Below are 26,454 nucleotides of genomic sequence, written 5' to 3'. Positions count from 1 at the left end.
GCATACCTCCCCTCGCAGGAGCCGGCCGGGAGGCGTTCCTGCCGCGAGTGAGCGGGGCTTGAGCGCAAAAGTCACCCCGGCTGATGGTTAAGGTGATTGCTGTCCGGCCATCGGCTACCTAGGCTTGAGGCGTCGCTTACGGAGAACGCTCATGCTCGGTCCACTGGCATCACTCAAGGTTCTGGATTTCTCGACGCTGCTCCCGGGGCCATTCGCCTCGCTGTTGCTGGCGGACATGGGCGCCGAGGTATTGCGCATCGAATCGCCGACGCGCCTGGACCTGTTGCGGGTGTTGCCGCCCCATGATCGGGGCGTCTCCGCGAGCCATGCTTACCTCAATCGCAACAAACGCAGCCTGGCGCTGGACCTCAAGCAACCGGCGGCGCTGGAGGTGGTCAAGCAGTTGCTGCGCGACCACGACATTCTGCTGGAGCAATTCCGGCCGGGGGTGATGGAGCGTCTGGGGCTGGGCTACGAGGCGTTGAAGGCGATCAACCCGCGGTTGATTTACGTGTCGATCACCGGTTACGGCCAGACCGGCCCGTACAAGGACCGCGCCGGGCACGACATCAACTACCTCGCGCTGGCGGGCGTGGCCAGTTACACCGGGCGCCAGGACAGCGGGCCGCTGCCCTTGGGGATTCAGGCCGCGGACATCGCCGGCGGCTCGCTGCACGGGGTGATCGGCTTGCTGGCAGCGGTGATTGCTCGCCAGCACAGCGGCGTTGGGCAGCACCTGGATGTGAGCATGACCGACTGCGCGTTCAGCCTGAATGCCATGGCCGGCGCGGGCTATCTGGCCTGCGGTGTGGAGCCTGGACGCGAAGACCAGATGCTCAATGGCGGCAGCTTCTACGACTACTACCGCACGCGCGATGGTCGCTGGTTGTCGGTGGGCAGTCTGGAGCCGGATTTCATGCAGCAACTGTGCGCCGTATTGGGCCAGCCCGAGTTGGCTGCGCACGGGTTGTCGCCCAGGCCCGAGCAGCAAAAGGCCTTGAAGCTGGCGTTGCAGATCGAATTCGAGAAGCATGATTTTACCGAACTGCGTGAGCGGTTCGCCGGGATCGATGCCTGTGTCGAGCCAGTGCTGAGCCTGGCAGAGGCGGTTGAACACCCGCAGCTCAGGGCGCGGGAAGTGGTGACTGAGGTGCCCCGTGGCGATGGCTCGACCCAGGCTCAGATGGCGTGTGCGTTGAAGTTCTCGGATGGGCTGCCCGAGCCGAAACATATCGGTGCGGCGCTGGGGGCGCATACCGATCAGGTGCTGAGTGAGTTGGGGTACAGCGAGCAGCGGATCGAGGCGTTGCGCGGTGCCAAGGTCATTCTCTAGTGTCTGATCGGCCGCTATCGCGAGCCAACCCGCTCCCGACGCAGATCCAATGTGGGAGCGGGCTTGCTCGCGAAGAGGCCGGCCCAAACACCGGAAATCTCACTACTCGACTCGCATTTCCCCACTGAACACGAGGGTGTTGCGGCAGCGCCGGCACAAGTACCGTCGTCCCTGGCGCACCAGGCTATGGCGCTGGGCGGAAAACGGGAAATCGCTGTCGACGCACGGGCACTTGTAAATGTAGCGGGTGGCGCTGCGACGTTGAATCGCGTAGGTGTGACAGCGGTGGGGCGGCAATTCGTAGACGCCGCGCATGATCAACTGCCATTCCTCGCCGTGGGGTTGAATCCGGTCGCCAAACAACTGATGAGCGATCAGGTGCGCCACTTCGTGGGCAACGGTCTGCTTGAGGAAGTCGTCGCTGTTTTCCCGGTACAGCTGCGGATTGAAGCGCAGCAGGTTTTCGTGCAGATGCGCCACGCCGGCTTTCTGGCCACGCAACTTGAGGCTGACGACCGGGCGTTTGAAAGAGCGTTTGAAAAAGGATTCGGCTTGTTGGAAGCACTGTTCGACGCGGGTATTGAGTAGCTCGGGCATGCTTGACGGGTCTCCAGAGTCACCGAGTATGCCGCAAACGCCGCGCATTCCGAATCGTCCAGGCGCTGAATGGTCGCGGGGCAATTAAAAGGCCGCCTCGCGGCGGCCTGTATTGGCAGATCCTGGTGTGGTGTGTTGGCGGCATCCTTTGCTCGCTCGACTGCCCGCGTTAGCAGCGTTTGGCTAGTTGGTATAGACCGGGCCGACGCCCAGGCCCCAGACAATCACGGTGAACGCCATGATGGCGACCAGCACCACCAACCCTACGGCCAGCACCGAGCTTGAGAACAGAAAACCTTCGTCCGATGGAATGTTCATGAAGGTCGGCAACCCCACGTAGAGCAGGTACACCGTGTAGCAGACGGCGGCCGTGCCGACGACCATTCCCAGCCACAAGTGCGGATAGAGTGCCGCCAGCCCGCCGATGAACAGCGGTGTCGCGGTGTAGGTGGCAAACGCGACGCAACGCGCCAGGCTCGGGCTCGCGTCATAGGTGCGCGCCATCCAGTGAATGAACGCGCCCATCACCGCGACGCCACCGAGCATCGCCAGGTAAGACATGATGGTCATCCACAGGGCGCTTTCCTGGGTCAGCATGACCGGCGCCCGGCTGCCGATGACCCAGCCGACCTGCGTGGTGCCGATGAACGCCGACACGGCGGGGATCGCCGCAAGAATCAGCGTGTGCGTGAGGTACATGTGGCTGATGCTTTCCTCTTGGTCGCCACGGATTTCTTTCCATTCTTGATCAGGGTGGGTGAAAAGCCCCACGACGTGATGGATCATAGTCAGTCACTCCTTCGTGATTGCTATCGCCCCCCAGCGGAGCGCTTACGGGCCTGCGGCCCTGTAAGAAAGGTCTGAAATGTGTGCGACCTTATGTCGCAGTATAGGGAGGAGTTGTGGGCGCGGGAGCGGCTGCTTTAGAGCAAATTGCGCTGTAAACCCGGGGGTTAATCGCTGCTGAGTCTTGCGCAAACCCCCTGTGGCGAGGGAGCTTGCTCCCGCTCGGCTGCGCAGCAGTCGCAAAACCTGCCGCCTCAATTTGCCTGATACAACGCGGTGGATGGTTTTGGGGCCGCTTCGCGCACCAGCGGGAGCAAGCTCCCTTGTCACAGGGGTATGCTTCGCTCGGACAAAGTGCACTTCCCTGGCATCTTCGCCGATACAAAGTTTTTGCGTAAAATGCCGTCCTTTCGTCACTCCTCGCGGATTTGAGCATCATGGGCACGCTTTCGGTCAACCAGAACAAACTGCAGAAACGTCTTCGCCGGCAGGCCGGTGAGGCCGTCGCCGATTTCAATATGATCGAGGAGGGCGACAAGGTCATGGTCTGCCTGTCCGGAGGCAAGGACAGCTACACCCTGCTCGATGTGCTGATGCACCTGCAAAAGGTGGCACCGATCAAGTTCGAGATCGTGGCGGTGAACATGGACCAGAAGCAGCCGGGTTTCCCCGAGGATGTGTTGCCGGCCTACCTCAAAACACTGGGCGTGGAATACCACATCGTCGAAAAGGACACCTATTCGGTGGTCAAGGAGCTGATTCCGGAGGGCAAAACCACGTGCTCGCTGTGTTCGCGCCTGCGCCGTGGCACGCTCTACACCTTCGCCGACGAAATCGGTGCGACGAAAATGGCCCTCGGTCACCACCGCGATGACATCGTCGAGACGTTCTTCCTCAACATGTTCTACAACGGCTCGCTCAAGGCCATGCCACCCAAGCTGCGTGCCGATGACGGGCGCAACGTGGTGATCCGGCCGCTGGCCTACTGCAACGAGAAAGACATCCAGGGCCCTACTCGGACTTCAAGCAGTTCCCGATCATCCCGTGCAACCTCTGCGGCTCCCAGGAAAACCTGCAACGCCAGGTGGTCAAGGAAATGCTTCAGGAGTGGGAGCGCAAGACGCCGGGCCGTACCGAAAGCATCTTCCGTGGTTTGCAGAACGTGATTCCGTCCCAACTGGCGGACCGCAACCTGTTCGACTTCACCAACCTGCGCATCGACGAAACCGCTGCCTCGCGCTTCGTCAACGTGGTCAATCTCTGATTCATTCCGCCCCCTGGTGCCGTGGCGCCAGGGGGGCGGCTGATTCAGTTCATGGCTGGCGCTGGGGGAAAACCAGAATCACGATCTCGCCTTTCTGGTAACGCTTGCCATCGACCGGCAACAACTCGACTTCCTGTTCCTCGACCACGTTCTTGACCCGCATCACCACGCCCACCGGGCCGTGCTTACGGGCTTCGGTCATCCACTGCTGGACGTTGTTCATGTCCACCTGGCGCTGGCTGGCGTCAGCGTAGTCCAGACCATATTTCAACTCGCCCGACGTGTTGTACAGCACGACGTCCGTTCGTCGCAGGCGCCAGGTCAGGGCAGAGGCAGCGCTCAGGTCGTTACTCAACAGTGCCGTGGTGGGTTGCAGCTCGGCCAGGTGTTCGTTGACGAACTGGTCGGGCATCTGGCTGTAGACAATGCTGTTGGGCATACCGGGCGGCAGCAGCGCGACCAGCAGCCAGATGCCCAGGGCCGGGGCGGCCCAGAACGTCAGTGGCCGGAAGGCTTGCAGCACGTTGGCGATGATCCAGCCCATCAGCACAATGAAGGTCAGCGACAGGCTGAGCATTTCTTCATGGCCGTAGACCGGTCGGGCTATTTGCAGGTAGATCAGCGCGATCAGGGCGCCGATCCCCACGACCAGATTGAGTACACCGTTGATCCGCAGCACCCGGCCCCTGGCTTGAGTGATGTGCTCGATCAGCACGTGGCCCATCAGCAGCGCCAGCGGCAGCAGGCACGGCATGATGTAGGTCGGCAGTTTGCCTCGGCTCAGGCTGAAAAAGGCCAGCGGCAAGAGCATCCAGAGCAACAGGAAACCAATGGCCGGATTGAGTTTTTCCTTCCAGCCCTGGATCAGCGCCGACGGCAACAGCGCGGCCCATGGCAGGCTCGACGCTATCAGCAGCGGCAGGTAGAACCACCATGGCCGGGTGTGCTGGGCATCGTCTGCGGCGAACCGGCGAATGTGTTCGTGCCAGAAGAAAAACCGCCAGAAGTCCGGCTCCTGGGTGTGAATCTTCAGCACCCAGGGCAAGCACACGAGGGCCGCCACCAGAACGGCCAGCGGGCCGTAGCGCAGTAATTCACCCAGGCGTCGCTGCCAGAGCATGTAGGGGAGGGCGATCAGTACGGGCAGCAACCAGGCCAGAAAGCCCTTGGTCATGAAACCGATGCCGCAGGCAACGCCCAGCATCGCCCAGGCACCCGTTCGGGCACGGGTGGTGGTGCTGGAAAGTGCAAACCACAGGGCCACCAGGCTCAAGTTGACCCAAAGAGTGAACTGCGGATCGAGATTGGCGTACCCGGCTTGTCCAGCGATCAGGCCGAAGCTCATGTAGAGCCAGGCGGCGGCAAAGCGCTTGCGCGGATCGGTCCATAGACGCCCGGCAATCAGGTAGGTCAGCAGCACACTCAGCCCGGTCGTCAGCGCTGAGGCAATACGCACACCGAACAGGTTTTCACCGAAGACTGCCTGGCCCACGGCAATCAGCCAATAGCCGGCAGCCGGTTTTTCGAAGTAACGAATGCCCATGAAATGCGGCGACACCCAGTCACCGCTCAGGAGCATTTCCTGACTGATTTGCGCGTAACGGGTTTCGTCGGGGATCCACAAGCCGTGAGTGCCCAGCGGCAGGAGATAGAACAGGCCAAAGGCCAACAGCAGCAGCGGCAATGCCCAGCGTCTGATCATCGTTGCTGTCCCTGCGGCTGACCCTCGTGATCGTTCAATGCATAGCCTGGCAGGGGCGCCATGAGTGAGGGGAGCAGTGTCTGGTGCATGACATTCCTTGGAGTCAGGGGCTGATCATAGAAGTGGTTTTGCGGCCGGGTACTCAAACAACGGTGTGTTTCAGGCACGGGCGAAACAGGTTGGATAACCAGAGAGATTCAAGCGCTTAAACAAAAAAAGTCCAGTTTCAGTGTTCAGATAAGTGCAATTCTCATTGTCGGTTTAAATGAGTGGAGTTGAGTGCTAGTCCAGATTGACTCAAAGTCAAACGGCAATACCGTAGAGCGAGGCACTCGTGGCGAAAGAGGCCTCTATTTCCTGGGCTTTAAAATCGTAACAACTAATTTAATGTCTTCTTCAAGGCCTGCGGCCAATCTTCGGCATTAAGTAAACCGAGTATTTTCAACTGGCCGTCATTCCCGACCGTCACAAAGAGCGAACTGGTGTACTCGCTGAATTGCGCATGCTCGAACCCCAATGCACTTTCGACGTCGCTGATGCAGCCGCTGTGGGTAATCAGCACCAGGTTGCGCTGCCGGGCCTTGTGCTTCAGGGCGGCGTCCCCCAGCGTTTTGTCGCATTTGGCTGCCCAGTCCTGCGCGCTGCCGGCATGGGCAAACATCGCTGTGGAGGTTTGTTGCGTGCGGGTGGTCGGGCTGCTGACGACATCGGCGTTTTCCATGCCGATGGTCTGGAACGCCTTGCCCAGTTGAGTAGCCACCTCATTGCCATGGCGGGTGATGCCATCCGCCGGTCCCAGGCACGGGTTGCTGGAGCGGTCGCAGCGCTCGGCATGCCTGACCAGCACGATGAGGTCGCCGGCTTTCCAGTGTTGGTAAACGCCTGCGCTGAGCAGGTGGTCGCTTTCCCCCAGGTTCAAGGGGCTTCTGGGCCACACGGCAAAGCCTGTGACCAGTGCCGCGATCAGCACCGCCACACTTCCCAGCAGGATTTTCTTGAGTCGGCGGGTTTTACCGTTACTTGGCGATACACCCGGCAGGACAGCGTTGGCCACATTGATTACCTGTGTGCGTTTTTCAAGCGAATCGCTCAATGCGCAAGGGCGCGGATTGCGGCGGTGTCACATCGAACTGGAACGCAGCAAATCTAGGGCAATCGTGGTGGGGGATTGGTGAAACCAATGTGAAAAATTCGAGTGGGCATGAACGATCCTTGTCAGCCAGATAAACGTTGAACGGGCAGTAGTCCCTGCGCGTGGCGCACCCGTGGCCCTCACGGTATGGCAGAAGAGTTACTTGTTCTTGGAGGCTGGAAACTAACGATAGTCGATAACCAGGAAGTATCGAGAGGGAGGCTGAAGTGTTGCGGAAATTGTGTGTCCGGGTGTTAGCGTGTGGCAGGCGGACACTACACACAGTCTGAAAGTGTAAGGCCTGCCGCGGCAAGTTCATCCCGCAGCAGGGTTTTGCCAGCGTTTTAATGGTTGACGGTAAACGCCAGCATGGCCGACAGCTGACACAACGGGCGGCCACTTTCCTGATGCAATTGATTGAAGACGGCTTGCACGGTTGCCCGGTCCCGCTGGCTGTTGGGAACCTTGTCGATGATGTTCTGCGCATTCAGCGCCGCCACCACATCCGTGGTGGGAATGAACGTGTCTTTGCCGATCATTCGCAAAAAACGCGGGGCTGAGAGGCCGCCGAGCTGGCTGCCGTGTTTGGCCAGGTATTGCCAGAGGCCAACGATATCGGTCACCGGCCAGTTCGCGATGAAGTTGCCGAAACTGCCGTGCTCATGGGCAATGTCGAGTATCAACTGCGCGTTGCGCGGCACGCTTTTGAGTTTGCCCAGGTGCCGGATAATGCGCGTGTCCTGCATCAGCCGTTCCAGGTGTTCGGCGCCCATCAGCACGACCTTCTGCGGGTCGAAACCAAAAAAGACCTGCTCGAATGCGGGCCATTTTGCGTCCACCAGGCTGTGTTTCAGCCCGGCGCGAAACACTCGCAAGGCCAGCATCGACAGGTAGCGGTCGGCGCCGAGCGCGCGCAGTTGCTGCTCGGACGCGGGGACCGGCAAGTGCGCCTCCAGGGCTGCCGCTGAACCGAAGCGGTTAAGGCAGTATTCGTTCAGCCATTTGTAATCGTGCATGCCCGCTCCGGGTTCGGTGACGACAGTCATGTGAGTCTTGCAACACTGAGGGGGCGGCCCTCAGGGGCAGGGTGTTCGATCAGGCGACGCTTGCCTCGCCTTCACCGGCGAGTTTGCGATTGAGCTGAAAGCGCCAGCGAACATACAGCAGGGCCGAGCAGAACACGGCCAGGCTCGCGAGCATTTCCAGCAGCCCGAACAGTTGGCGGTTCGGATCGAACACGGCAATGGCGCCCTTGATGAAGTACAGGTTCACCACGAAACACATCCACGAATGCCCGCGCGCACTGCCGCTGAGCATACCGGGCGCCAACAGCAGCAAGGGCACCAGTTCGATCAGCAGGATTACCCAGGGGCGGGCGCCGTGCAGGTCGGCGATCACCAGGTAGTAGGCGCACAGCAGGCCGATCAGGCCAATAAAACACATCAGGCTGAGCACCCGGCTGATGCGCACGCGTGGTTCCAGCCACTCGAGGGAGGGCAAAATCTTCGGCTTTTTAGCCACGGTTGCTCTCCAGTTGCAGGGCGGTTTTCGCCAGGCGCAGGCCCAACGCCCGGCACAGTGCGACTTCGTGTTCATTCAAGCCGCTTTTGCCGTCGGCACCGGCATGGTGGCTGGCGCCGTAAGGCGTACCGCCGCCACGGGTTTCCAGCAGGGCCGATTCGCTGTAAGGCAGGCCGGTGATCAGCATGCCGTGGTGCAACAACGGCAGCATCATCGACAGCAGGGTGGTTTCCTGGCCGCCGTGCAGGCTTGCCGTGGAGGTGAACACGCCGGCCGGTTTGCCAACCAGGGCGCCGGTCAGCCACAGGTTGCTGGTGCCGTCGAGGAAGTATTTGAGCGGCGCCGCCATGTTGCCAAAGCGGGTCGGGCTGCCAAGGGCCAGGCCCGAGCAGTTTTTCAGGTCGTCGAGGCTGGCGTACAAGGCGCCTTCCTCGGGAATGCTCGGTGCGACGGCTTCGCAGTCGGCTGAGATCGCCGGCACGGTGCGCAGGCGTGCTTCCATCCCGCCCTGTTCGATGCCGCGAGCAATTTGCCGGGCCATTTCATTGGTCGAGCCGCTGCGGCTGTAATACAGCACCAGAATGTACGGCGCGCTCACGGCAGAATCTCCAGCACGTTCTCCGGCGGACGGCCGATCACGGCTTTGTCGCCCGCTTCAAGAATCGGCCGTTCCATGAGTTTGGGGTGCGCGGCGATGGCAGCGATCAATTGCGCCTCGCTGAGGGTGCTGTCGGCCAGGTTCAGCGCCTTGTATTCGTCTTCGCCGGTGCGCAGCAGTTGGCGTGCGCCGATTCCCAGCTTGCCCAGCAGGCTTTGCAACTGCGCGGCATTCAGCGGGGTTTCCAGGTAGCGGACCACAGTGGGCGTCAGGCCTCGGGCTTCCAGCAGTTCCAGCGCACCGCGCGATTTCGAACAGCGCGGGTTGTGATAAAGCGTCAGATCGGTCATGTGCGGGTCGCATCTTGCGTAAGGTGGCGGCTATTCTACCTGCGCCGCGAGCAGTCCTGAACCTTGGGAGGCGATGGGTCGCAGCGAAATCACTTTTTTAACAGGGATCAGCTCATGACAAGGCGATTGGCAGCAGCATTGGTACTCCTCTTTCCCCTGCTGCTCAGCGGCTGCGGTTACGACTTCGGCGTGGATCAGCGGGGGCAGAAAGTTGCGTCCGAGCGCCTGGACAATCAATGGCTGGTGCTCAACTACTGGGCGGAATGGTGTGGGCCGTGCCGTACCGAAATCCCTGAACTGAATGCCCTGGCCGAGCAGCTCAAGGCCCAGAAGGTCGGTGTGTTCGGGGTCAATTTCGACAATGTTCAGGGCGAAGACCTGAAGGCTGCCAGTGAAAAGCTCGGGATCACCTTCACGGTGCTGGCCCAGGACCCGGCCGATCATTTTGAATTGCCACGCAGCGAAGCCTTGCCGGTGACGTACATCATCGACAATAAGGGCAAGGTGCGTGAACAGTTGCTGGGGGAGCAGACGGCGGCAGGCGTGATGGCGAAGCTGAAAGCATTGCAGGCCAAGAACTGATTGTGTATCGACGGCCTTAAAGTGGGCTTTTGTGGCGAGGGAGCTTGCTCCCGCTGGGCTGCGCAGCGGCCCCAAAACCAGGCAGCGCGGTTAGTCGGATGTACCGCGGTGAATGGTTTTACGACGGCTGCGCAGCCGAGCGGGAGCAAGCGCTCTCGCCACAGGTGTCACTTGGCTGAGACGGGGTGATCAACCCTCTTCCAGCCACCAGCGCAGTGGCTTGCCTTCGGCTGGCCAGAAGCGCAGTTGCTCGATCGGTGAAATGTCCCAGCGCTGCACGGTTTCCAGGGCTTGCAGGAAGCGTTTTTCCTGCTCCATCAGGGCCGGTGCGCACATTTTTCGGGTGCGGCCGACCTTGCCGAAGCTCAGTTGCTGACCTTCAAGGGTGTACGGCGCGAACCAATGGTTGCAGCCGCCCGTGCCATAAGCGCGCCCGTCCTCACCGAGGGTGATGGTCAGGTGGCTGTTGTCGATCAACGGACGTTCGCCGATCCACTCCAGCACGTAGCTGCGCTCTTGCTGTAGTTTTACCGGGTCACCCGCGCAGCCTGACAGGCCCGCGCCGATCATGACGGCCAACGCGAGGCGTTTCATTACGCAGGCTCCTGACATTTAGGGCACAGGTGTTTCTCACCCTGGCTGGTCCAGCCCAACTCGGCGATACGTGCGCTCGCCGCAGGCTTTTGTGCCTTGACGCCAAGTTTGGCGTCGACCGCGAACTCGAAGTTCAATTCGGTGGCGCAGCTGTCGCAATTGACCTTCCACTGGTGAATCGCCAGTTCGGCAAACACCGGGCCACTCGCCATGGCCACCCATTGGCCCATGGGCTTGAGCAGGTGGCGAACGTTTTCAACGGTCAGGCGCATGGACAAGTCCTTGCTGCCCTTGAGCGTGACCAGCAGCACGTCACTGGCACGGATCGAGCCGCCGTTGCCGGTGACTTGAAAACGACCCGGCGCCAGAGAGCGGCATTCGATCAGTGTGTGCTGCGGGTTCATCAGGGTGTAGCGGAAATCGTGTTCGACCATGGGTCCTCCAAATATGGCCGGTATGCTAGCACGCGAAAGAATTCGGGATGGCGCGCGGTTGCGACCTTCGATCAGGTTCAGGCGCCCATGCGCGTCTGAAAGTCGGCTCGGGCCCGCTGTCGAGGCGGGCCGTGAGGTCTGCGGGGTCAGTCGACCCGGTTCTGTGGATTGCCCGCCGCCCAGGCCGCGATGTTCTGCAAGGTCGTCGTTGCAATCGCCGCCAGTGCTTCGCGCGTCAGGAACGCCTGGTGAGCGGTGATGATCACATTGGGGAACGTCAGCAGGCGCGCCAGCACATCGTCCTGCAAGGGCAGGTCGGAGCGGTCCTCGAAAAACAACTGGGCTTCCTCTTCATATACGTCCAGCCCCAGATAACCCAGTTGACCGTTTTTCAGCGCGTCGATCAGCGCGGGCGTGTCCACCAGGCCGCCGCGCCCGGTGTTGATCAGCATCGCGCCCGGTTGCAAATGGGCCAGCGACTCGCAGTTGATCAGGTGCTTGCTGTCTGGCGTGAGCGGGCAATGCAGGCTGATGATTTGCGATTCGGCCAGTAACTGCGGCAGGGGCAGATAACGTGCGCCGAGAGCTTCGACCTGCGGGTTGGGGTAGGGGTCGTAGGCCAGCAACCGGCAACCGAAGCCATTCATGATTTTGGCAAACGTGGCACCGATCTGGCCGGTGCCGACCACGCCGACGGTCTTGCCCACCAGGTCGAAACCGGTCAGCCCGTGCAGGCTGAAATCGCCTTCGCGGGTGCGGTTGTAGGCGCGATGCAGGCGCCGGTTCAACGCCAGAATCAGCGCCACCGCGTGCTCGGCCACGGCGTGGGGCGAGTAGGCCGGAACCCGCACGATGGAAAGCCCCAGGCGTTTGGCGGCGGCGAGGTCGACATGGTTGTAACCGGCCGAGCGCAGGGCAATCAGCCGCGTGCCGCCCGTCGCCAACTGTTCGAGTACCGGGGCGCTGAGGTCGTCATTGATGAAGGCACAGACCACGTCGTGGTGCTCGGCCAGTGCCACGGTGTCCAGGCTCAGCCGCGCGGCTTGAAACTGTAGCTGCACGCCGGACGGCAACGCGGCTTCAAGGAAGCTTTCGCGGTCGTAGGTCTGGCTGCTGAAGAGAATCGTGCGCATGACAGGCTCCATATTCGTGAGCGCCGAGCTTAACCCTGACAGGCCTCGGCGCTATTGCTGTGGATCAGGCGCTGATGCGCGCTTCGCTGGCCAGGCGGTTGATCGCCCGTTCGAGTTCGTCGAGGGCGCTGACGGCTTTGGGGTCCTGTTGCTTGAGCAGGGTTTCGCTGCGTTGGCACGCCGCGCGCAGTTGCGGTACGCCGCAGTAACGGGTGGCGCCATGCAGGCGATGGACGCGTTCGATCAGAGCATTGTGGTCATTGGCCTCGCGGGCCACCCGAATGGCTTCGCGGTCGGCTTCCAGCGAGGCGAGCAGCATGGCCAGCATATCGGCTGCCAGATCTGCCTTGCCGGCTGCCAGGCGCAGGCCTTCGTCGGGGTCGAGCACCAGCAGGTCAATGCCGGTGCCCGACGCGTCGCTGCCGCGCTCCGGCCCTTGATTGCGCAGGGCCAGGCCGGTCCATTTCAAGACCACCTGCGCCAGTTGCCGTTCGCTGATGGGCTTGGTCAGGTAGTCGTCCATGCCGCTTTGCAGCAACGCGCGTTTTTCGTTGGCCATGGCGTGAGCGGTGAGGGCCACCACCGGCAACGGCGTGCAATGGCGCTCGCTTTCCCACTGGCGGATCGCTTCGGTGCTCTGGCGGCCGTCCATGCCGGGCATTTGCACGTCCATCAGCACCAGGTCGAAGGTTTCGTTCTGCACGGCCTTGACCGCCGCATAACCGCTTTCGACCGCCAGTACCTTGGCGCCCATGTCTTCGAGCAAGGTTTGCACCAGCAGCAGGTTGGCCGGGTTGTCGTCTACGCAAAGCACCTTGGGCGGGCGACTGGCCACCGGCTCGCCGGGTTCGCTGCGCAACTGGCGCGGGTTGACCATGTCGGACAGGGCCCGGCGCAGTTTGCGCGTACAGGCAGGCTTGGCCTGCAACTGGCTGTGAGGGTTGGGCACCGAGAGGTGAAACAGCGTCTGCTCGGTGGTCGGGCACAACACCAGGACCTTGCAGCCCAGGTGTTCGATGTCCCAGATATGTTGATTGAGGCGCTCGGGCGGCATGTCGTTGCTGGTGATGCCGAGCACCGCGAGGTCGATGGCCTGGTCGGTCTGATGGGCGCCAGTGATGCCGTTGGTCAGGCTTTCCAGGGTGTTGAACGGTGTGACCAGCAGGCCGCAATCTTCCAGTTGATGCTGCAACGCCTGACGCGCCAGTTCGTGGTTTTCCAGCACGGCAACGCGGCGCCCGAGCAGTGGCGGGGCTGGCAGGTCTTCGGCGTCGTCGCGGGTCTTGGGCAGGCTCAGGCTGATCCAGAACACCGAACCTTCGCCCGGCGTACTGTCGACCCCGATCTCCCCGCCCATCTGTTCGATCAGGCGCTTGGAGATGACCAGCCCCAGGCCAGTGCCGCCCGGTTGGCGGGACAGCGAATTGTCGGCCTGGCTGAAGGCCTGGAACAGGGCGCGCACGTCCTGATTGGACAAGCCGATGCCGGTGTCCTGAATGCTGATGCGCAATTGCACGCTGTCTTCATGCTCTTCTTCCAGCATGGCGCGGGCGACGATGGTGCCTTCGCGGGTGAACTTGATCGCGTTGCTGACCAGGTTGGTGAGGATCTGCTTGAGGCGCAGCGGGTCGCCGACCAGCGACAACGGCGTGTCGCGGTAAACCAGGCTGACCAGTTCGAGCTCTTTGGCGTGCGCCGCCGGGGCGAGGATGGTCAGAGTGTCTTGCAGCAGGTCGCGCAGGTTGAACGGAATGTTGTCGAGCACCAGTTTGCCGGCTTCGATTTTCGAGAAGTCGAGAATCTCGTTGATAATCCCCAGCAGGCTGTCAGCGGACTTTTCGATGGTGCCCAGGTAATCAAGCTGGCGCGGGGTCAGCTCGCTTTTTTGCAGCAAATGGGTGAAGCCGAGAATGCCGTTGAGCGGTGTGCGGATCTCATGGCTCATGTTGGCGAGGAACTCGGACTTGATGCGGCTCGCCTCCAGGGCTTCCTTGCGCGCCAGGTCCAGTTCGATGTTCTGGATTTCGATGGTTTCCAGGTTCTGGCGTACGTCTTCCGTCGCCTGATCGATGCTGTGCTGCAATTCTTCCTGGGCGTTTTGCAGGGTGCTGGCCATGCGGTTGATGCCCGAAGCCACCTCGTCGAGTTCCTGGCTGCCCAGCGGTGGCAGTCGGGTTTCGAGGTGGCCATCCTTGAGTTGCGCCACCGCCAGTTTGATTTTGCTCACCGGGTCATTGATGGTGCGGCCCATGCGCAGGGCCAGCAGCGCCGTGGCAATCAAACCGGCGGCGATCAACATCACACTGGCAAACAGGGTGCGATAACCGCGCAGCAGCATGCCGTTGTGGGTCAGCTCAAGCTCGACCCAGCCCAGCAACCGGTCGGCTTCATCGGGGATCAGGTCACCGGCCAGGTTGCGATGCTTGCCAAATACCGGCAGCAAGTAGCGGGTCGCGTCGAAACCGGTGTGTTGCAGCATGTGCGAACTGTTGCCGACTGGCGTCGGGTTGAGCATGCTCGGGCCGGCATGGGCCAGCAGCGAGCGGTCCGGCGCCAGGAGCGACACGGCGCGAACATCGGGTTGTTCCAGGGATTGGGTGGCGATGCGCTCGAGCATGTCACTGTCCTGATGACCCATGGCGGGTGCCACCAGGGGCGCCAGGTGTTCGGCGATCATTTCGCCGCGTTGCAGGAGTTGGGTTTGCAGGTCGGACTGCTGCATCCAGGTGAAATAGCCACCCAGCACCATCGCCATCAGGCTGGTGGGCAACAGGGTCAGCAACAGTACGCGGCCTTTGATTCCCAGTTTCTTTAGCACGCAAATCTCCTGCTTCCACGCAATTTTTAATGTTCGACGCCTGCATCCGGCACGCGCCACCTGCGCAGTGTATCGATTTGCTTGCAGGCAATCTTCGTAAAATTTAGCGCGACCCCGTACCGCCAAAATGGCAGGTATGTGCCGGATTCCACGGTGCGGGTTGCCCGTGGGTGAGCAATCTTGAATAATCGGCGATTGAGAATGACTTGCAGAAGCTAATGACTCCCGTACCTGTTGGCCACCCCCGCATTCTGGTGATTGAAGACGACCCCGTGCTGGGCGCTTATGTTCGCGATCACCTGGCGCGCTGTGATTTTCACGTCACCTGGTGCCAGAACGGTCAGGAGGGGCTGGCGATTGCCCGCCAGCAGGTGTTCGAGGTGGTGCTGATGGACATCCTGTTGCCGGGGATGGACGGGCTGTCGATCCTGACCCATCTGCGCGAACGCCACTCCACGCCAGTGCTGCTGATGTCGGCGCTGGGTGCCGAGGCCGATCGCATCAGCGGTTTCCGTCTGGGTGCCGATGATTACCTGCCCAAACCCTTCAGCATGGCCGAGTTGCGGGTGCGCATCGAAGCGATCCTGCGCCGCGTGGCGCTTGATCGGCGGCATGTGCCCGCGCTGGTCGCGCAAGACCATCACAGCCTGCGCCTGGACGATGAACTGTGCGATGCGTTTTACGGTGAGTGCTGGGCGGGGTTGACCCGCAGCGAGTACCGCTTGCTCGAAACCCTGGCCCGCAACAGCGATGAAGTGCTGAGCAAGGCGTTTCTGTACCAGCATGTGCTGCAACGCGGCTATGCACCTCATGACCGCAGCCTGGACATGCACATCAGCCAGATCCGCCGCAAGCTCAAGGCCATCGGTTACAGCGAGCGCGAAGTGCGTACGGTGTGGGGCAAGGGGTATGTGCTGAGTGCCGTCGATGAAATGGTCTGACCTGCCCGGCAAGCACTCTCTGTTCTGGAAACTGGCTTTCCTGCTGGTGGGGTTCTGCCTGCTGATGATCTGGCTGAGCTGGTCCTGGGGCCGTTATGTGGAACAGCAAAACCTGTTCCTGTCCGATGAAGCCCGGGGCACCCTCAGCGGTTATGCCGCCGAAGCCGAACGCGCCTGGATGCTCGGTCGTGGCGCGGGTGTCGACGCCTGGTTGCAGGACATGTCGGACCGCGAAAGCACCAGCCTCGTGGTGATCGGCCAGGACCTGCAATCGCTCGGTAACCTGCCGTTGAGCGAACGCCAGGTTCAGCACGTGACGTTCCTGCGTGGCCTCGACTGGCCCGTCAGCCGTCATGCGAAACGTCTGCCGTGGCTGAAGATCGCGTTTCCCGAAGACCCTGCGGCGGGCAGCCTGGTGATCGAGCTGCCGCAACGGTTCATGCCCGGTCATTACCGGGTGTTCTGGCGCGTGATCACCAACGGGGTGATTCCGGGGCTGTTCACCTTGTTGCTGTGTGTGGGCCTGTACCGATTGCTGGTGGTGCCGCTGAACAGCCTGCGTGAACAGGCCAATGCCTGGCGCGCTGATCAACTGACCACGCGGTTGCCGACCCTGACGACCAGCCGTGCCGATGAGCTGGGCGAGTTGGGGCGTGCCTTCGATCAGATGTCCGAACGCCTGCAAGGCACCGTGGCCTTGCAGCAGCAATTGCTGCGCGACCTGTCCCACGAACTGCGCACCCCGTTGAGTCGCCTGCGGGTGGCCAGTGAAAGCGAACAGGACCTGCTGCAATTGCGTGAGCGCATCGGTCGGGAAGTGGATGTCATGCAGCGGCTGGTGGAGGACACCTTGCAACTGGCCTGGCTCGACACCGAGCGCGCGCCGCTGCCCCGGGAGGCAATCCAGATCCAGGCGCTGTGGGAAATGCTCACGGAGAACGCCTGTTATGAAAGTGGCTGGTCCGCCGAACAATTGCAGTGTGCGGTGGAGGCGTCGTGCTGGGTTCGCGGCAATCTGAATACCTTGGCTCAGGCCCTGGAAAACATCCTGCGCAACGCCATCCGCCATTCCCCGGACGGTGGTGTCGTGCGCCTGGACGGTCGGCGCGACGGCAACTATTGGCACCTGTGGCTGGACGATCAGGGCACAGGCGTCGCCGAACATGACCTGGAACGCATCTTCGCGCCATTCACCCGGCTCGACGGGTCGCGGCCGGGCGACGGCGGTTTCGGGTTGGGCTTGAGCATTGCGAGGAATGCAGTGCAGCGTCAGGGCGGGCGCTTGTGGGCGGAAAATACGTCGCAAGGGTTACGACTCAACCTGCGATTGTTGGCGGATGGTTGAGGGTGTCAGGGACGATGAAGCTCTCACATTCAACGCAAATATCGTCCTTATTCCCATAAAACATAAGCACCACACTTTGCGTGATATGGCCTGCCGAGGTTTGCCGGTATGATGGGCGCCCCCGCAGTCTGGATTGCGAATACGCCATGACCTTGCAGTACCCCACCATCGCCGATTGCGTCGGCAACACTCCGCTGGTTCGTTTGCAGCGCCTGCCTGGCGCCACCAGCAACACCCTGCTGCTCAAGCTCGAGGGTAATAACCCGGCGGGTTCGGTCAAGGACCGTCCGGCGCTGTCGATGATCACCCGCGCCGAATTGCGTGGGCAGATCCATGCCGGCGACACCCTGATCGAGGCGACTTCCGGCAACACCGGAATCGCCCTGGCCATGGCGGCAGCGATCAAGGGTTACAAGATGATCCTGATCATGCCCGACAACTCCAGCGCCGAACGCAAGGCCGCGATGACCGCCTATGGCGCCGAGCTGATTCTGGTCAGCCAGGAAGAGGGCATGGAAGGCGCGCGTGATCTTGCCCAGCGAATGGAAGCCGAAGGCCGCGGCAAGGTGCTGGACCAGTTCGCCAACGGTGATAACCCCGAGGCGCACTACACCACCACCGGCCCGGAAATCTGGCGCCAGACCGAAGGTACCATCACGCACTTCATCAGTTCGATGGGCACCACGGGCACCATCATGGGTGTTTCGCGCTACCTCAAGGAACAGAGTTCCACGGTGCAGATCGTTGGCTTGCAGCCGATGGAAGGCTCGGCGATTCCGGGCATCCGTCGCTGGCCGCAAGAGTACCTGCCGAAGATCTATCAGGCCGACCGGGTGGACCGGATCGTCGACATGGCCCAGAGCGAAGCCGAAGACGTGACCCGTCGACTGGCCCGTGAAGAAGGCATCTTCTGCGGCGTGTCCTCGGGCGGTGCGGTAGCAGCGATGCTGCGCTTGTCCCGGGAAGTCGAAAACGCGGTGATGGTCGCGATCATTTGTGACCGGGGCGACCGTTACTTGTCGACCGGCATTTTCGACGCGCCCAACTGATGGCCAAGCACGAGAGAGGCCTGCGCTTCCAACCGACGGGTGGCAGCAAGGCCCCGCAAATTCCGACCGGCAAAAAGCAGCGCTTGACCATCGAGCGCCTGGCTAACGACGGTCGCGGTATCGCGTTTTTCGAAGGTCGTACCTGGTTCGTCATCGGTGCCTTGGCCGGTGAAGAAATCGAAGCGCGGGTTCTGGGGGCCCACGGCAAAGTCGTTGAGGCACGCACCGAGCGCGTGTTCGTCGCCAGCGATCTGCGCCGTCCCGCGCCCTGCGCCCATGCCGGGCGTTGCGGCGGTTGCAGCGTGCAACATCTGCCCCACAACGAACAGCTTGCCCTGAAACAGCGCATGCTCGCTGAGCAGCTGTCGCGGGTGGCTGGTGTCGAGCCCGAGCAATGGGCCGCGCCGTTGAGCGGTCCTGAATTTGCCTATCGACGTCGCGCCCGGGTGGCGGTGCGCTGGGACATCAAGGCGAAAAAACTCGAAGTGGGTTTCCGTGCGGCGGGTAGTCAGGACATCGTCGGCATCAACGATTGCCCGGTGCTGGTACAGCCCTTGCAACCGATCATGAGCCGCTTGCCGGACATGCTTCGACGCTTGAGCAAACCCCAGGCGCTGGGTCATGTGGAATTGTTTGCCGGTTCTTCCCTGGCGGTGCTGTTGCGGCACATGGCGCCGTTGTCGGAAGCCGACCTGACGATCCTCAAGGAGTTCTGCGCGTTCCATGAAGCCCAGTTGTGGCTGCATGGCGAAGGTGAACCGCAACCGGTGGCTGCGGATCAATCGCTGGGGTATCGCCTTGAGCAATGGGACTTGAACCTGGCGTATCGGCCGGGGGATTTCGTCCAGGTCAACGCCGGGGTCAACGAGGCGATGGTTGCCCAGGCCCTGGAATGGCTGGCGCCGACCGCCGATGAGCGCGTTCTGGATCTGTTCTGCGGCTTGGGCAACTTTGCCTTGCCGCTGGCGCAGAAGGTTCGCGAAGTGGTGGCGGTGGAGGGCGTACAGGCCATGGTCGAGCGCGCCGCCGCGAATGCACTTAGCAACAATCTACATAACGCTACATTTTTTCAGGCCGATTTGTCCCAACCTTTGGCTGATGCCGAATGGGCCCGTGAAGGCTTTTCTGCGGTACTCTTGGACCCACCCCGTGACGGTGCTTTCGAGGCGGTGCGCACGCTCGCATCCCTGGGTGCCAAGCGGCTGGTTTATGTGTCGTGCAACCCGGCAACGCTGGCGCGCGACACGGTCGAATTGATCAAGCAGGGCTATCGGTTAAAACGTGCCGGGATCCTCGATATGTTTCCTCAGACGGCACATGTCGAAGCCATGGCGTTATTTGAAGCGAGCTAGGATGGCTCGTCTGGTCCGACTGGCCCGCCCGTGCAGTACCCGCGCCAGCCCTGCGTGGGTGCATCGGCAATACAGGTCAGCGTATTTGACGCATTGAATCGGCGTCGTAGGGAAGGTAAAGCAAGATGGTACAGGTGAGAGCACACCAGCCGATCAACACTGACGGCAGTATCAATCTCGAGGCTTGGCTCGATCATGCGGTCAGTGTCGACACGGCACTCGATCGCGAAGCCTTGAAGGAAGCCTGCGAGTTCGCTCGTGCGGCCGAACAGCAAGCCAATGCGGCGAAGAACCTGTGGTCCGAAGGGACCTCGAGTTTTCGCACCGGCCTGGAAATCGCCGAGATCCTCGCCGACCTCAAGCTCGATCAGGATTCGCTGGTCGCCGCGGTGCTATACCGTGGCGTACGCGAAGGCCAGATCCAGTTGCCGGCGGTCAGCCAGCGCTTCGGCACGGTGGTCGCCAAGCTGATCGACGGCGTCCTGCGCATGGCGGCGATCAGTGCCAGCCTGAGCCCGCGTCAGTCCATGGTGCTGGGCACTCAGGGCCAGGTGGAAAACCTGCGCAAGATGCTGGTCGCGATGGTCGACGACGTTCGCGTCGCGCTGATCAAACTGGCCGAGCGCACCTGTGCGATTCGTGCGGTGAAAACCGCCGATGACGAAAAGCGCAACCGCGTCGCCCGTGAAGTCTTCGATATCTACGCGCCGCTGGCGCATCGCCTGGGTATCGGCCATATCAAATGGGAACTGGAGGACTTGTCCTTCCGTTACCTGGAGCCGGACCAGTACAAGCAGATCGCCAAATTGCTGCACGAGCGGCGCCTGGATCGCGAGCGCTTCATCAGCGACGTGATGAACCAGTTGCAGAACGAATTGCAGGCCACCGGCGTCGATGCCGACATCAGCGGCCGGGCCAAACACATCTATTCGATCTGGCGTAAAATGCAGCGCAAGGGTCTGGAGTTCAGCCAGATCTACGACGTGCGTGCGGTGCGCGTGCTGGTGCCGGAAATGCGCGATTGCTACACCGCGCTGGGCATCGTCCACACCCTGTGGCGGCACATCCCCAAAGAATTCGACGACTACATCGCCAACCCGAAAGAGAACGGCTACCGCTCGTTGCACACGGCGGTAATCGGCCCTGAAGGCAAGGTGCTGGAGGTCCAGATCCGCACCCACGCCATGCACGAAGAGGCCGAACTCGGCGTCTGCGCGCATTGGCGCTACAAGGGCACGGACGTCAAGGCCAGCTCCAACCACTATGAAGAGAAAATCTCCTGGCTGCGCCAGGTGCTCGAGTGGCACGAAGAGCTGGGGGACATCGGTGGCCTGGCCGAACAGCTGCGCGTCGATATCGAGCCGGATCGGGTCTACATCTTCACCCCTGACGGTCACGCCATCGACTTGCCCAAGGGCGCGACGCCGCTGGACTTCGCTTACCGCGTGCACACCGAAATCGGTCATAACTGCCGTGGCGCGAAGATCAACGGGCGGATCGTCCCGCTCAACTACAGCCTGCAAACCGGTGAGCAGGTCGAGATCATCACCAGCAAGCACGGCACCCCGAGCCGCGACTGGCTGAACCCGAACCTGGGCTACATCACCACGTCGCGGGCGCGGGCGAAGATCGTTCACTGGTTCAAATTGCAGGCCCGTGACCAGAACGTCGCGGCCGGTAAAACCCTGCTTGAGCGCGAACTCAATCGCCTCGGTCTGCCGCAGGTGGATTTCGACAAGCTGGCCGACAAGGCCAACATGAAAACCGCCGAGGACATGTTCGCAGCCCTCGGGGCCGGCGACTTGCGCCTGGCGCAACTGGTCAACCTGGCGCAACAACTGGTCGAGCCTGAGCGCGGCAACGAGCAGCTGGAGCTGATCCCGCGCAAAGCCACGGGCTATAAGCCGGGCAAGCGTGGCGATATCCAGATCCAGGGCGTTGGCAACCTGATGACCCAGATGGCCGGCTGCTGCCAGCCGTTGCCGGGGGATGCGATTGTCGGCTACATCACCCAGGGGCGAGGTGTGAGCATTCACCGTCAGGACTGCGCCTCGGTGCTGCAACTGGCCGGGCGCGAGCCGGAGCGGATCATCCAGGTCAGTTGGGGACCGGTGCCGGTGCTCACCTACCCGGTGGACATCGTCATTCGGGCCTACGACCGTTCCGGTTTGCTGCGTGACGTGTCGCAGGTGTTGCTCAACGAGCGCATCAACGTGCTGGCGGTCAACACCCGCTCGAACAAGGAGGACAACACGGCGCTGATGTCCCTGACCATCGAGATTCCGGGGCTGGACGCATTGGGTCGATTGCTGGGGCGTATTTCCCAGTTGCCGAACATCATTGAAACCCGGCGTAACCGAACCCCGTGATGATTGGTGCGGGAGCTGCTTTATGTGGGAGCGAGCTTGCTCGCGATGGCGGTTGTCCAGTCAACAGTTATGCTGGATGTGCCGGCCCTATCGCGAGCAAGCTCGCTCCCACATGGGGTTTGTGAAGAGATTGATTGATGTATTCACTTGAAGACTTGCTGCACCTGATGAACCGCCTGCGGGACCCGCAGTTCGGCTGCCCGTGGGACATCAAGCAAACCTACGCGACCATCGTTCCGCATACCCTGGAAGAGGCGTATGAAGTCGCGGATGCCATCGAGCGCGGCGACTTCGATCACTTGCAGGGCGAATTGGGCGACCTGCTGTTCCAGGTGGTGTATTACAGCCAACTGGCGCGGGAGGAGGGGCGTTTCGAATTCATTGGGGTGGTCGACAGCATCACCCGCAAGCTGATTCGTCGTCATCCCCATGTGTTCCCGACCGGTGATCTGTACGCGCCGCTGGATGTCCCGCGCCTCACTGAGGAGCAGGTCAAGCAGCGCTGGGAAGAGATCAAGGCCGAGGAGCGCGCAGAGAAATCGCAAGCGCCCGAGCAGCTGTCGTTGCTCGACGATGTGCCGATGGCGCTGCCCGCGCTGTCTCGTTCTGCCAAACTGCAAAAGCGTGCCGGACAGGTCGGTTTCGACTGGCCGGATGCATTGCCGGTACTCGACAAGGTCCGCGAAGAGCTCGATGAAGTGCTCGAAGCCATGGCCGACAACGATTCGGCGGCGATTGCCGATGAAGTCGGCGACCTGCTGTTTTCCGTCGTCAACCTGGCGCGTCACCTCAAGGTTGACCCGGAAACCGCATTGCGTGGTGCCAATGGCAAGTTTGAAAGACGTTTCCGATTTATCGAACAGGCATTGCGCGACACCCACCGTCCCATAGAAGATTGCACCCTCGAAGAGTTGGACGCCTTGTGGGGCGAAGCCAAACGTCAGGAAAAGAATTTGCCCAGCTGCGGCTGAGCTGTTGCCTAAGTGAGTAAGCACCATGAGCCTTTCCCTTCGCGACCAGTTGCTCAAAGCAGGGCTGGTCAACCAAAAGCAGGCCAAACAGGTCGGCAAAGAAAAACAGAAGCAGCAACGTCTGGTCCACAAAGGCCAGATCGAACTCGATGACTCCCAGCAGCGTGCAGCCCAGGAGGCCATGGCCGAGAAGGTCAAGCGTGACCAGGAACTCAATCGTCAGCAGCAGGAGAAGGCCGAGCAAAAGGCCCGTGCCGCGCAGATCAAGCAATTGATCGAAGTCTCGCGTCTGCCGAAGCTGACCACCGAGGATTACTACAACTTTGTTGACGACAAAAAGGTCAAGCGCCTGTCGGTCAACACGCTGATGCGCAACAAGCTCAGCAGCGGCTCGCTGGCCATCGTGCATCATGCCGGCGGCTATGAAGTGATTCCGCGCGAGGCAGCGCTGAAGATTCAGGAGCGCGATCCCCAGCGCATCGTGCAACTGAATGTTCAGACCGAAGAGGTCGATGCCGAAGATGATCCGTACGCGGCCTATCAGATCCCTGATGATCTGATGTGGTAAGCGTTTAGCGTCCGCTACAACGACAGACCCCGCTCAATGGCGGGGGTTGTCGTTTTCCAAGTCTGTCATTGCCGGGGTCAGGCGTCGCGTTGCTGTTCCAGGGTCTCGAGTTCGGCTTTGTAGCGGTGGGCATCGCTCTGGGAATGGAACATCCCTACCAGCAGGTCTTGTTGGTACACATCCCAAATCCGTACGCCGGCGGCGACGCCTTCGTGGGACATGTGTGAATCATCGCGTTCAGTCACTTTTACAGTCATCGGCCAGCTCCACTTTCGGGTGATCTGCAGCAAGGCGTGTGCAGGTCTTTGTTATATATTTTGTTAGCAGGCTAAGTAAATGACTGTGCTTGGTAACGAACCTTTACCGATTTCGCAAAAGAGCCGCAGCCCGCGAGATGCGCGACATTCGGTCGCGGGTCGTTGAGTTTCATTACGAATATTTCATGTTCGCCCAAGAGTTTTTGGTGAGGGCGATCCAGGTTCAGGCGCCAGGGCGTGATCCTGCAGGCGAAAAAAAGCCCCGCATTTGCGAGGCTTTTCGTTGCGTTTCGGCTTAGCTGCCTTTGACCGTCTTGCCGTTGACCGTACCGTCCAGGAGCATGATGTTGTACTCCTTGCCGTCGGTTTCAACCTGTTGCAGACGTACCAGCAGGTAATCCCAGTCCTTGGCGAACCAGAGTACGGTGGTGCGCTTGCTTTGTGTCGGGTCACGCACGCGCTCGACCTTGATGGCGTCGATCTGGCCGGCCTTGGTGTCGACTTTTTCAGAACCCAGCACACGGAAGTCATAGGTATCGACTTCGCCATCATCGACAACCTGATAGCTCATGCTTTTTTTGCCGGCCGCAACATCATGCTGCAAGGCCAGTTGATAGGTGGATTTGTCGACCATGCCACGGTTCAGCGGGATTTTTACCGCATCGCCACGGTCAGTGCCGGTGACCATTTTGGTGGTCCAGTCGAAATCCAGGTCGGCTTTCTTGGCTTTGCCCAGGCCACCGCGCTCGAAGTGATAGGACTGCGGCAGCAGGGTGTCCTTGTCCAGTGTCAGGGTGCTTTCTTCGGTCAGGCTGGCGATCATCATCGATGCCTTGAAGCTGAGCTTCCAGACGCCGTTGGCGTTCTTGGTCAGGCTGCGCTCAGCCGTGCCGCTCATGGGAAGTTGCTTCCAGTCTGCGGTGTAACTGGCGGAGAACGGTTGAAGGTCTGCGGCCTGCGCAAAAGGCAGGGCGAGCAGAGCACAGGCGAAGAGCAGGGCGCGACGCATAAAATCTCCTAGGTACGAATCAAGTGGCCGCTGGCCGCGAGTAACTGACCATCCAGTAAAGCACCTTGTTCGCCAAGCGACAGTCGACCTTCGGCAAACCAGCGTACGGCCAACGGATAAATCAGGTGTTCCTGGACATGGACTCGCTGCGCCAGACTCTGCGGCGTGTCGTGCAACTCTACCGGTATTACTGCCTGTACGACCAGTGGTCCGCCATCGAGTTCCTCGGTGACGAAGTGCACGCTGCAGCCATGCTCGGTGTCGCCGGCCTCCAACGCTCGCTGATGAGTGTGTAACCCTTTGTATTTGGGCAGCAGCGAAGGATGGATATTGAGCAGGCGACCCTGGTAGTGACGCACGAAATCAGCGCTGAGAATGCGCATGAACCCGGCGAGTACCACGAGTTTGGGCTGGAAGGCGTCGATCAGTTCGACCAGGGCGGCATCGAAGGCCTCGCGACCTTCGAACGCTTTGTGATCAAGGGTGCGGGTGTCGATACCCGCGTCCCTGGCACGTTGCAGGCCGTAGGCGTCGGCGCGGTTGGAAATCACCGCGCGGATGCGAACCGGGCTGTCGCCGGCTCGCACGCTGTCGATCAAGGCCTGCAAGTTACTGCCGGTGCCGGACAACAGCACCACAACATCACAGGTGGCGGACATCTGCGATTGCATCCGCTCGTACATCAGTGTGCCTTGAGATTCTTCAGTTCAACCTGAGCCGCACCTTCGGCAGCGCTGGAGATCTGGCCGATCACCCAAGGCTGCTCGCCGGCTTCGCGCAGTACGTTCAGCGCGGTTTCAACGTGCTCTTGAGCGACGCAGATCACCATGCCGACGCCGCAGTTCAGCACGCGGTGCATTTCGGTTTCGTTGACGTTGCCTTTCTCTTGCAGCCAGTCGAAGACTGCCGGGCGGGTCCAGCTCGCCACGTCAACCACGGCCTGAGCGCCTTTTGGCAGTACGCGCGGGATGTTGTCGAGCAGGCCGCCACCGGTGATGTGGGCCATGGCCTTGACGGCGCCGGTGTCTTTGATCAGCTTGAGCAGCGGCTTCACGTAGATGCGGGTCGGGGCCATCAGCAGGTCGGTCAGCGGTTTGCCGTCGAGCTGGATGTTTTCGATGTCGGCACCGGACACTTCGATGATCTTGCGGATCAGCGAGTAGCCGTTGGAGTGCGGGCCGGAAGACGGCAGGGCGAGCAGCGCATCGCCAGCAGCGACTTTCGAACCGTCGATGATTTCGGATTTCTCGACTACGCCGACGCAGAAGCCTGCCAGGTCATAGTCTTCGCCTTCGTACATGCCAGGCATTTCAGCGGTTTCGCCGCCTACCAGCGAGCATCCGGACAGCTCGCAGCCAGCGCCGATGCCGGTCACGACCTGGGTCGCGGTTTCGACGTTCAGTTTGCCGGTGGCGTAGTAGTCGAGGAAGAACAGCGGTTCAGCGCCGCAGACGACCAGGTCGTTGACGCACATGGCAACCAGGTCGATACCGATGCTGTCGTGCTTGTTCAGGTTCAGTGCCAGGCGCAGCTTGGTGCCCACGCCGTCGGTGCCGGAAACCAGCACGGGCTGTTTGTAGCCGGCCGGGATTTCGCAGAGGGCGCCGAAACCGCCCAGGCCGCCCATGACTTCCGGGCGCGCAGTGCGCTTGGCGACGCTCTTGATGCGTTCGACCAATGCTTCACCGGCGTCGATGTCTACACCGGCGTCCTTGTAGCTCAGGGAGGGTTGCTTGCTCATGATCCAGG

Annotated in this window: 25 protein-coding genes and 1 pseudogene; 10 read left to right on the top strand and 16 right to left on the bottom strand. The window is 61.2% G+C overall.

All coding sequences use genetic code 11. The features are described from left to right. Positions 1-151 precede the first annotated feature (151 nt). Positions 152-1,333, top strand: a complete 1,182-nt coding sequence (locus AABM54_RS18825; protein ID WP_347901510.1) for a CaiB/BaiF CoA-transferase family protein — start codon at positions 152-154, stop codon at positions 1,331-1,333. A gap of 102 nt (positions 1,334-1,435) precedes the next feature. Here AABM54_RS18825 and AABM54_RS18820 read toward each other — a convergent pair whose 3' ends face one another. Both AABM54_RS18820 and AABM54_RS18815 read right to left on the bottom strand, forming a co-directional pair. Beyond that, complete coding sequence (locus tag AABM54_RS18820) at positions 1,436-1,930, bottom strand: SprT family zinc-dependent metalloprotease (RefSeq protein ID WP_347901509.1); 495 nt, start codon at positions 1,928-1,930, stop codon at positions 1,436-1,438. 183 nt (positions 1,931-2,113) lie between these two features. Then, positions 2,114-2,716, bottom strand: a complete 603-nt coding sequence (locus tag AABM54_RS18815; protein ID WP_347901508.1) for a Yip1 family protein — start codon at positions 2,714-2,716, stop codon at positions 2,114-2,116. Positions 2,717-3,153: 437 nt separating this feature from the next. Between AABM54_RS18815 and ttcA the strand changes: the two are divergent. Then, positions 3,154-3,980, top strand: a pseudogene (ttcA, locus tag AABM54_RS18810) (tRNA 2-thiocytidine(32) synthetase TtcA). 49 nt (positions 3,981-4,029) lie between these two features. Here ttcA and arnT read toward each other — a convergent pair. From arnT to arsC, 6 genes are all read right to left on the bottom strand, one after another. Further along, on the bottom strand, positions 4,030-5,682 hold the full coding sequence (gene arnT / locus AABM54_RS18805; protein ID WP_347901507.1) for a lipid IV(A) 4-amino-4-deoxy-L-arabinosyltransferase: 1,653 nt from the start codon (positions 5,680-5,682) through the stop codon (positions 4,030-4,032). 379 nt (positions 5,683-6,061) lie between these two features. Continuing rightward, entirely contained in the window at positions 6,062-6,736 is a 675-nt protein-coding gene (locus AABM54_RS18800; protein ID WP_347901506.1) for a histidine phosphatase family protein, read from the bottom strand. A 422-nt stretch (positions 6,737-7,158) separates the two neighbouring features. Beyond that, a complete protein-coding gene (locus AABM54_RS18795; RefSeq protein ID WP_347901505.1) occupies positions 7,159-7,830 on the bottom strand; it encodes a DNA-3-methyladenine glycosylase I in 672 nt (223 codons plus the stop codon). A 79-nt stretch (positions 7,831-7,909) separates the two neighbouring features. Then, positions 7,910-8,335, bottom strand: a complete 426-nt coding sequence (locus AABM54_RS18790; RefSeq protein WP_347901504.1) for a DUF2069 domain-containing protein — start codon at positions 8,333-8,335, stop codon at positions 7,910-7,912. After that, on the bottom strand, positions 8,328-8,933 hold the full coding sequence (gene wrbA, locus AABM54_RS18785; protein ID WP_347901503.1) for an NAD(P)H:quinone oxidoreductase: 606 nt from the start codon (positions 8,931-8,933) through the stop codon (positions 8,328-8,330). The genes AABM54_RS18790 and wrbA overlap by 8 nt, the downstream gene beginning before the upstream one ends. Beyond that, entirely contained in the window at positions 8,930-9,283 is a 354-nt protein-coding gene (arsC, locus tag AABM54_RS18780; protein WP_347901502.1) for an arsenate reductase (glutaredoxin), read from the bottom strand. Before arsC ends, wrbA begins: the two co-directional genes overlap by 4 nt. A gap of 114 nt (positions 9,284-9,397) precedes the next feature. On the opposite strand from arsC, the gene AABM54_RS18775 reads away from it, so the two are divergent. Continuing rightward, a complete protein-coding gene (locus tag AABM54_RS18775) occupies positions 9,398-9,865 on the top strand; it encodes a TlpA disulfide reductase family protein (protein WP_347901501.1) in 468 nt (155 codons plus the stop codon). A gap of 189 nt (positions 9,866-10,054) precedes the next feature. Here the strand turns inward: AABM54_RS18775 and AABM54_RS18770 are convergent, their stop codons facing one another. From AABM54_RS18770 to AABM54_RS18755, 4 genes are all read right to left on the bottom strand, one after another. Beyond that, positions 10,055-10,459, bottom strand: coding sequence for an META domain-containing protein (locus tag AABM54_RS18770; RefSeq protein WP_347901500.1), 405 nt, complete (start codon positions 10,457-10,459; stop codon positions 10,055-10,057). Then, on the bottom strand, positions 10,459-10,893 hold the full coding sequence (locus AABM54_RS18765; RefSeq protein WP_347901499.1) for a hypothetical protein: 435 nt from the start codon (positions 10,891-10,893) through the stop codon (positions 10,459-10,461). Before AABM54_RS18765 ends, AABM54_RS18770 begins: the two co-directional genes overlap by 1 nt. Positions 10,894-11,039: 146 nt before the next feature. Beyond that, a complete protein-coding gene (locus AABM54_RS18760) occupies positions 11,040-12,026 on the bottom strand; it encodes a 2-hydroxyacid dehydrogenase (RefSeq protein ID WP_347901498.1) in 987 nt (328 codons plus the stop codon). A 64-nt stretch (positions 12,027-12,090) separates the two neighbouring features. Further along, entirely contained in the window at positions 12,091-14,844 is a 2,754-nt protein-coding gene (locus AABM54_RS18755; protein ID WP_347901497.1) for a response regulator, read from the bottom strand. Between the two features lie 218 nt (positions 14,845-15,062). Between AABM54_RS18755 and AABM54_RS18750 the strand changes: the two genes are divergently transcribed. The 7 genes from AABM54_RS18750 (at position 15,063) to AABM54_RS18720 (ending at position 23,439) form a co-directional block, all read left to right on the top strand. Then, positions 15,063-15,785, top strand: a complete 723-nt coding sequence (locus AABM54_RS18750; protein ID WP_347901496.1) for a response regulator transcription factor — start codon at positions 15,063-15,065, stop codon at positions 15,783-15,785. Next, positions 15,772-17,130: a histidine kinase sensor domain-containing protein gene (locus tag AABM54_RS18745; protein ID WP_347901495.1), complete on the top strand. Its 1,359-nt coding sequence runs from the start codon at positions 15,772-15,774 to the stop codon at positions 17,128-17,130. Before AABM54_RS18750 ends, AABM54_RS18745 begins: the two co-directional genes overlap by 14 nt. A 146-nt stretch (positions 17,131-17,276) precedes the next feature. Further along, positions 17,277-18,179, top strand: coding sequence for a cysteine synthase CysM (gene cysM / locus AABM54_RS18740; protein WP_347901494.1), 903 nt, complete (start codon positions 17,277-17,279; stop codon positions 18,177-18,179). Then, positions 18,179-19,531 (top strand): 23S rRNA (uracil(1939)-C(5))-methyltransferase RlmD, encoded by a 1,353-nt coding sequence (gene rlmD / locus AABM54_RS18735; RefSeq protein ID WP_347901493.1) that lies wholly within the window; start codon positions 18,179-18,181, stop codon positions 19,529-19,531. Before cysM ends, rlmD begins: the two co-directional genes overlap by 1 nt. Positions 19,532-19,656: 125 nt before the next feature. Then, on the top strand, positions 19,657-21,900 hold the full coding sequence (gene relA / locus AABM54_RS18730) for a GTP diphosphokinase (protein ID WP_347901492.1): 2,244 nt from the start codon (positions 19,657-19,659) through the stop codon (positions 21,898-21,900). Positions 21,901-22,037: 137 nt separating this feature from the next. After that, positions 22,038-22,871, top strand: a complete 834-nt coding sequence (mazG, locus tag AABM54_RS18725; protein WP_347901491.1) for a nucleoside triphosphate pyrophosphohydrolase — start codon at positions 22,038-22,040, stop codon at positions 22,869-22,871. 25 nt (positions 22,872-22,896) lie between these two features. Further along, positions 22,897-23,439, top strand: coding sequence for a DUF2058 domain-containing protein (locus AABM54_RS18720; protein ID WP_347901490.1), 543 nt, complete (start codon positions 22,897-22,899; stop codon positions 23,437-23,439). Positions 23,440-23,516: 77 nt separating this feature from the next. On the opposite strand, the gene AABM54_RS18715 is transcribed toward AABM54_RS18720, so the two are convergent. From AABM54_RS18715 to purM, 4 genes are all read right to left on the bottom strand, one after another. Beyond that, positions 23,517-23,696, bottom strand: a complete 180-nt coding sequence (locus AABM54_RS18715) for a hypothetical protein (RefSeq protein WP_347901489.1) — start codon at positions 23,694-23,696, stop codon at positions 23,517-23,519. 295 nt (positions 23,697-23,991) lie between these two features. Further along, positions 23,992-24,705 (bottom strand): DUF3108 domain-containing protein, encoded by a 714-nt coding sequence (locus AABM54_RS18710; protein ID WP_347901488.1) that lies wholly within the window; start codon positions 24,703-24,705, stop codon positions 23,992-23,994. A gap of 8 nt (positions 24,706-24,713) precedes the next feature. Further along, positions 24,714-25,364: a phosphoribosylglycinamide formyltransferase gene (gene purN, locus AABM54_RS18705; RefSeq protein ID WP_347901487.1), complete on the bottom strand. Its 651-nt coding sequence runs from the start codon at positions 25,362-25,364 to the stop codon at positions 24,714-24,716. A gap of 23 nt (positions 25,365-25,387) precedes the next feature. Then, positions 25,388-26,446 carry a phosphoribosylformylglycinamidine cyclo-ligase gene (gene purM / locus AABM54_RS18700; protein ID WP_347901486.1) on the bottom strand — a complete coding sequence of 353 codons (1,059 nt, stop codon included), beginning with the start codon at positions 26,444-26,446 and terminating at the stop codon, positions 25,388-25,390. Positions 26,447-26,454: the final 8 nt, after the last annotated feature.

It is taken from the genome of Pseudomonas purpurea, from assembly GCF_039908635.1.
Taxonomy (GTDB): domain Bacteria; phylum Pseudomonadota; class Gammaproteobacteria; order Pseudomonadales; family Pseudomonadaceae; genus Aquipseudomonas; species Aquipseudomonas purpurea.
The sequence above is the reverse complement of the archived record's forward strand: the minus strand, read 5'-3'. Positions and strand labels throughout refer to the sequence as shown.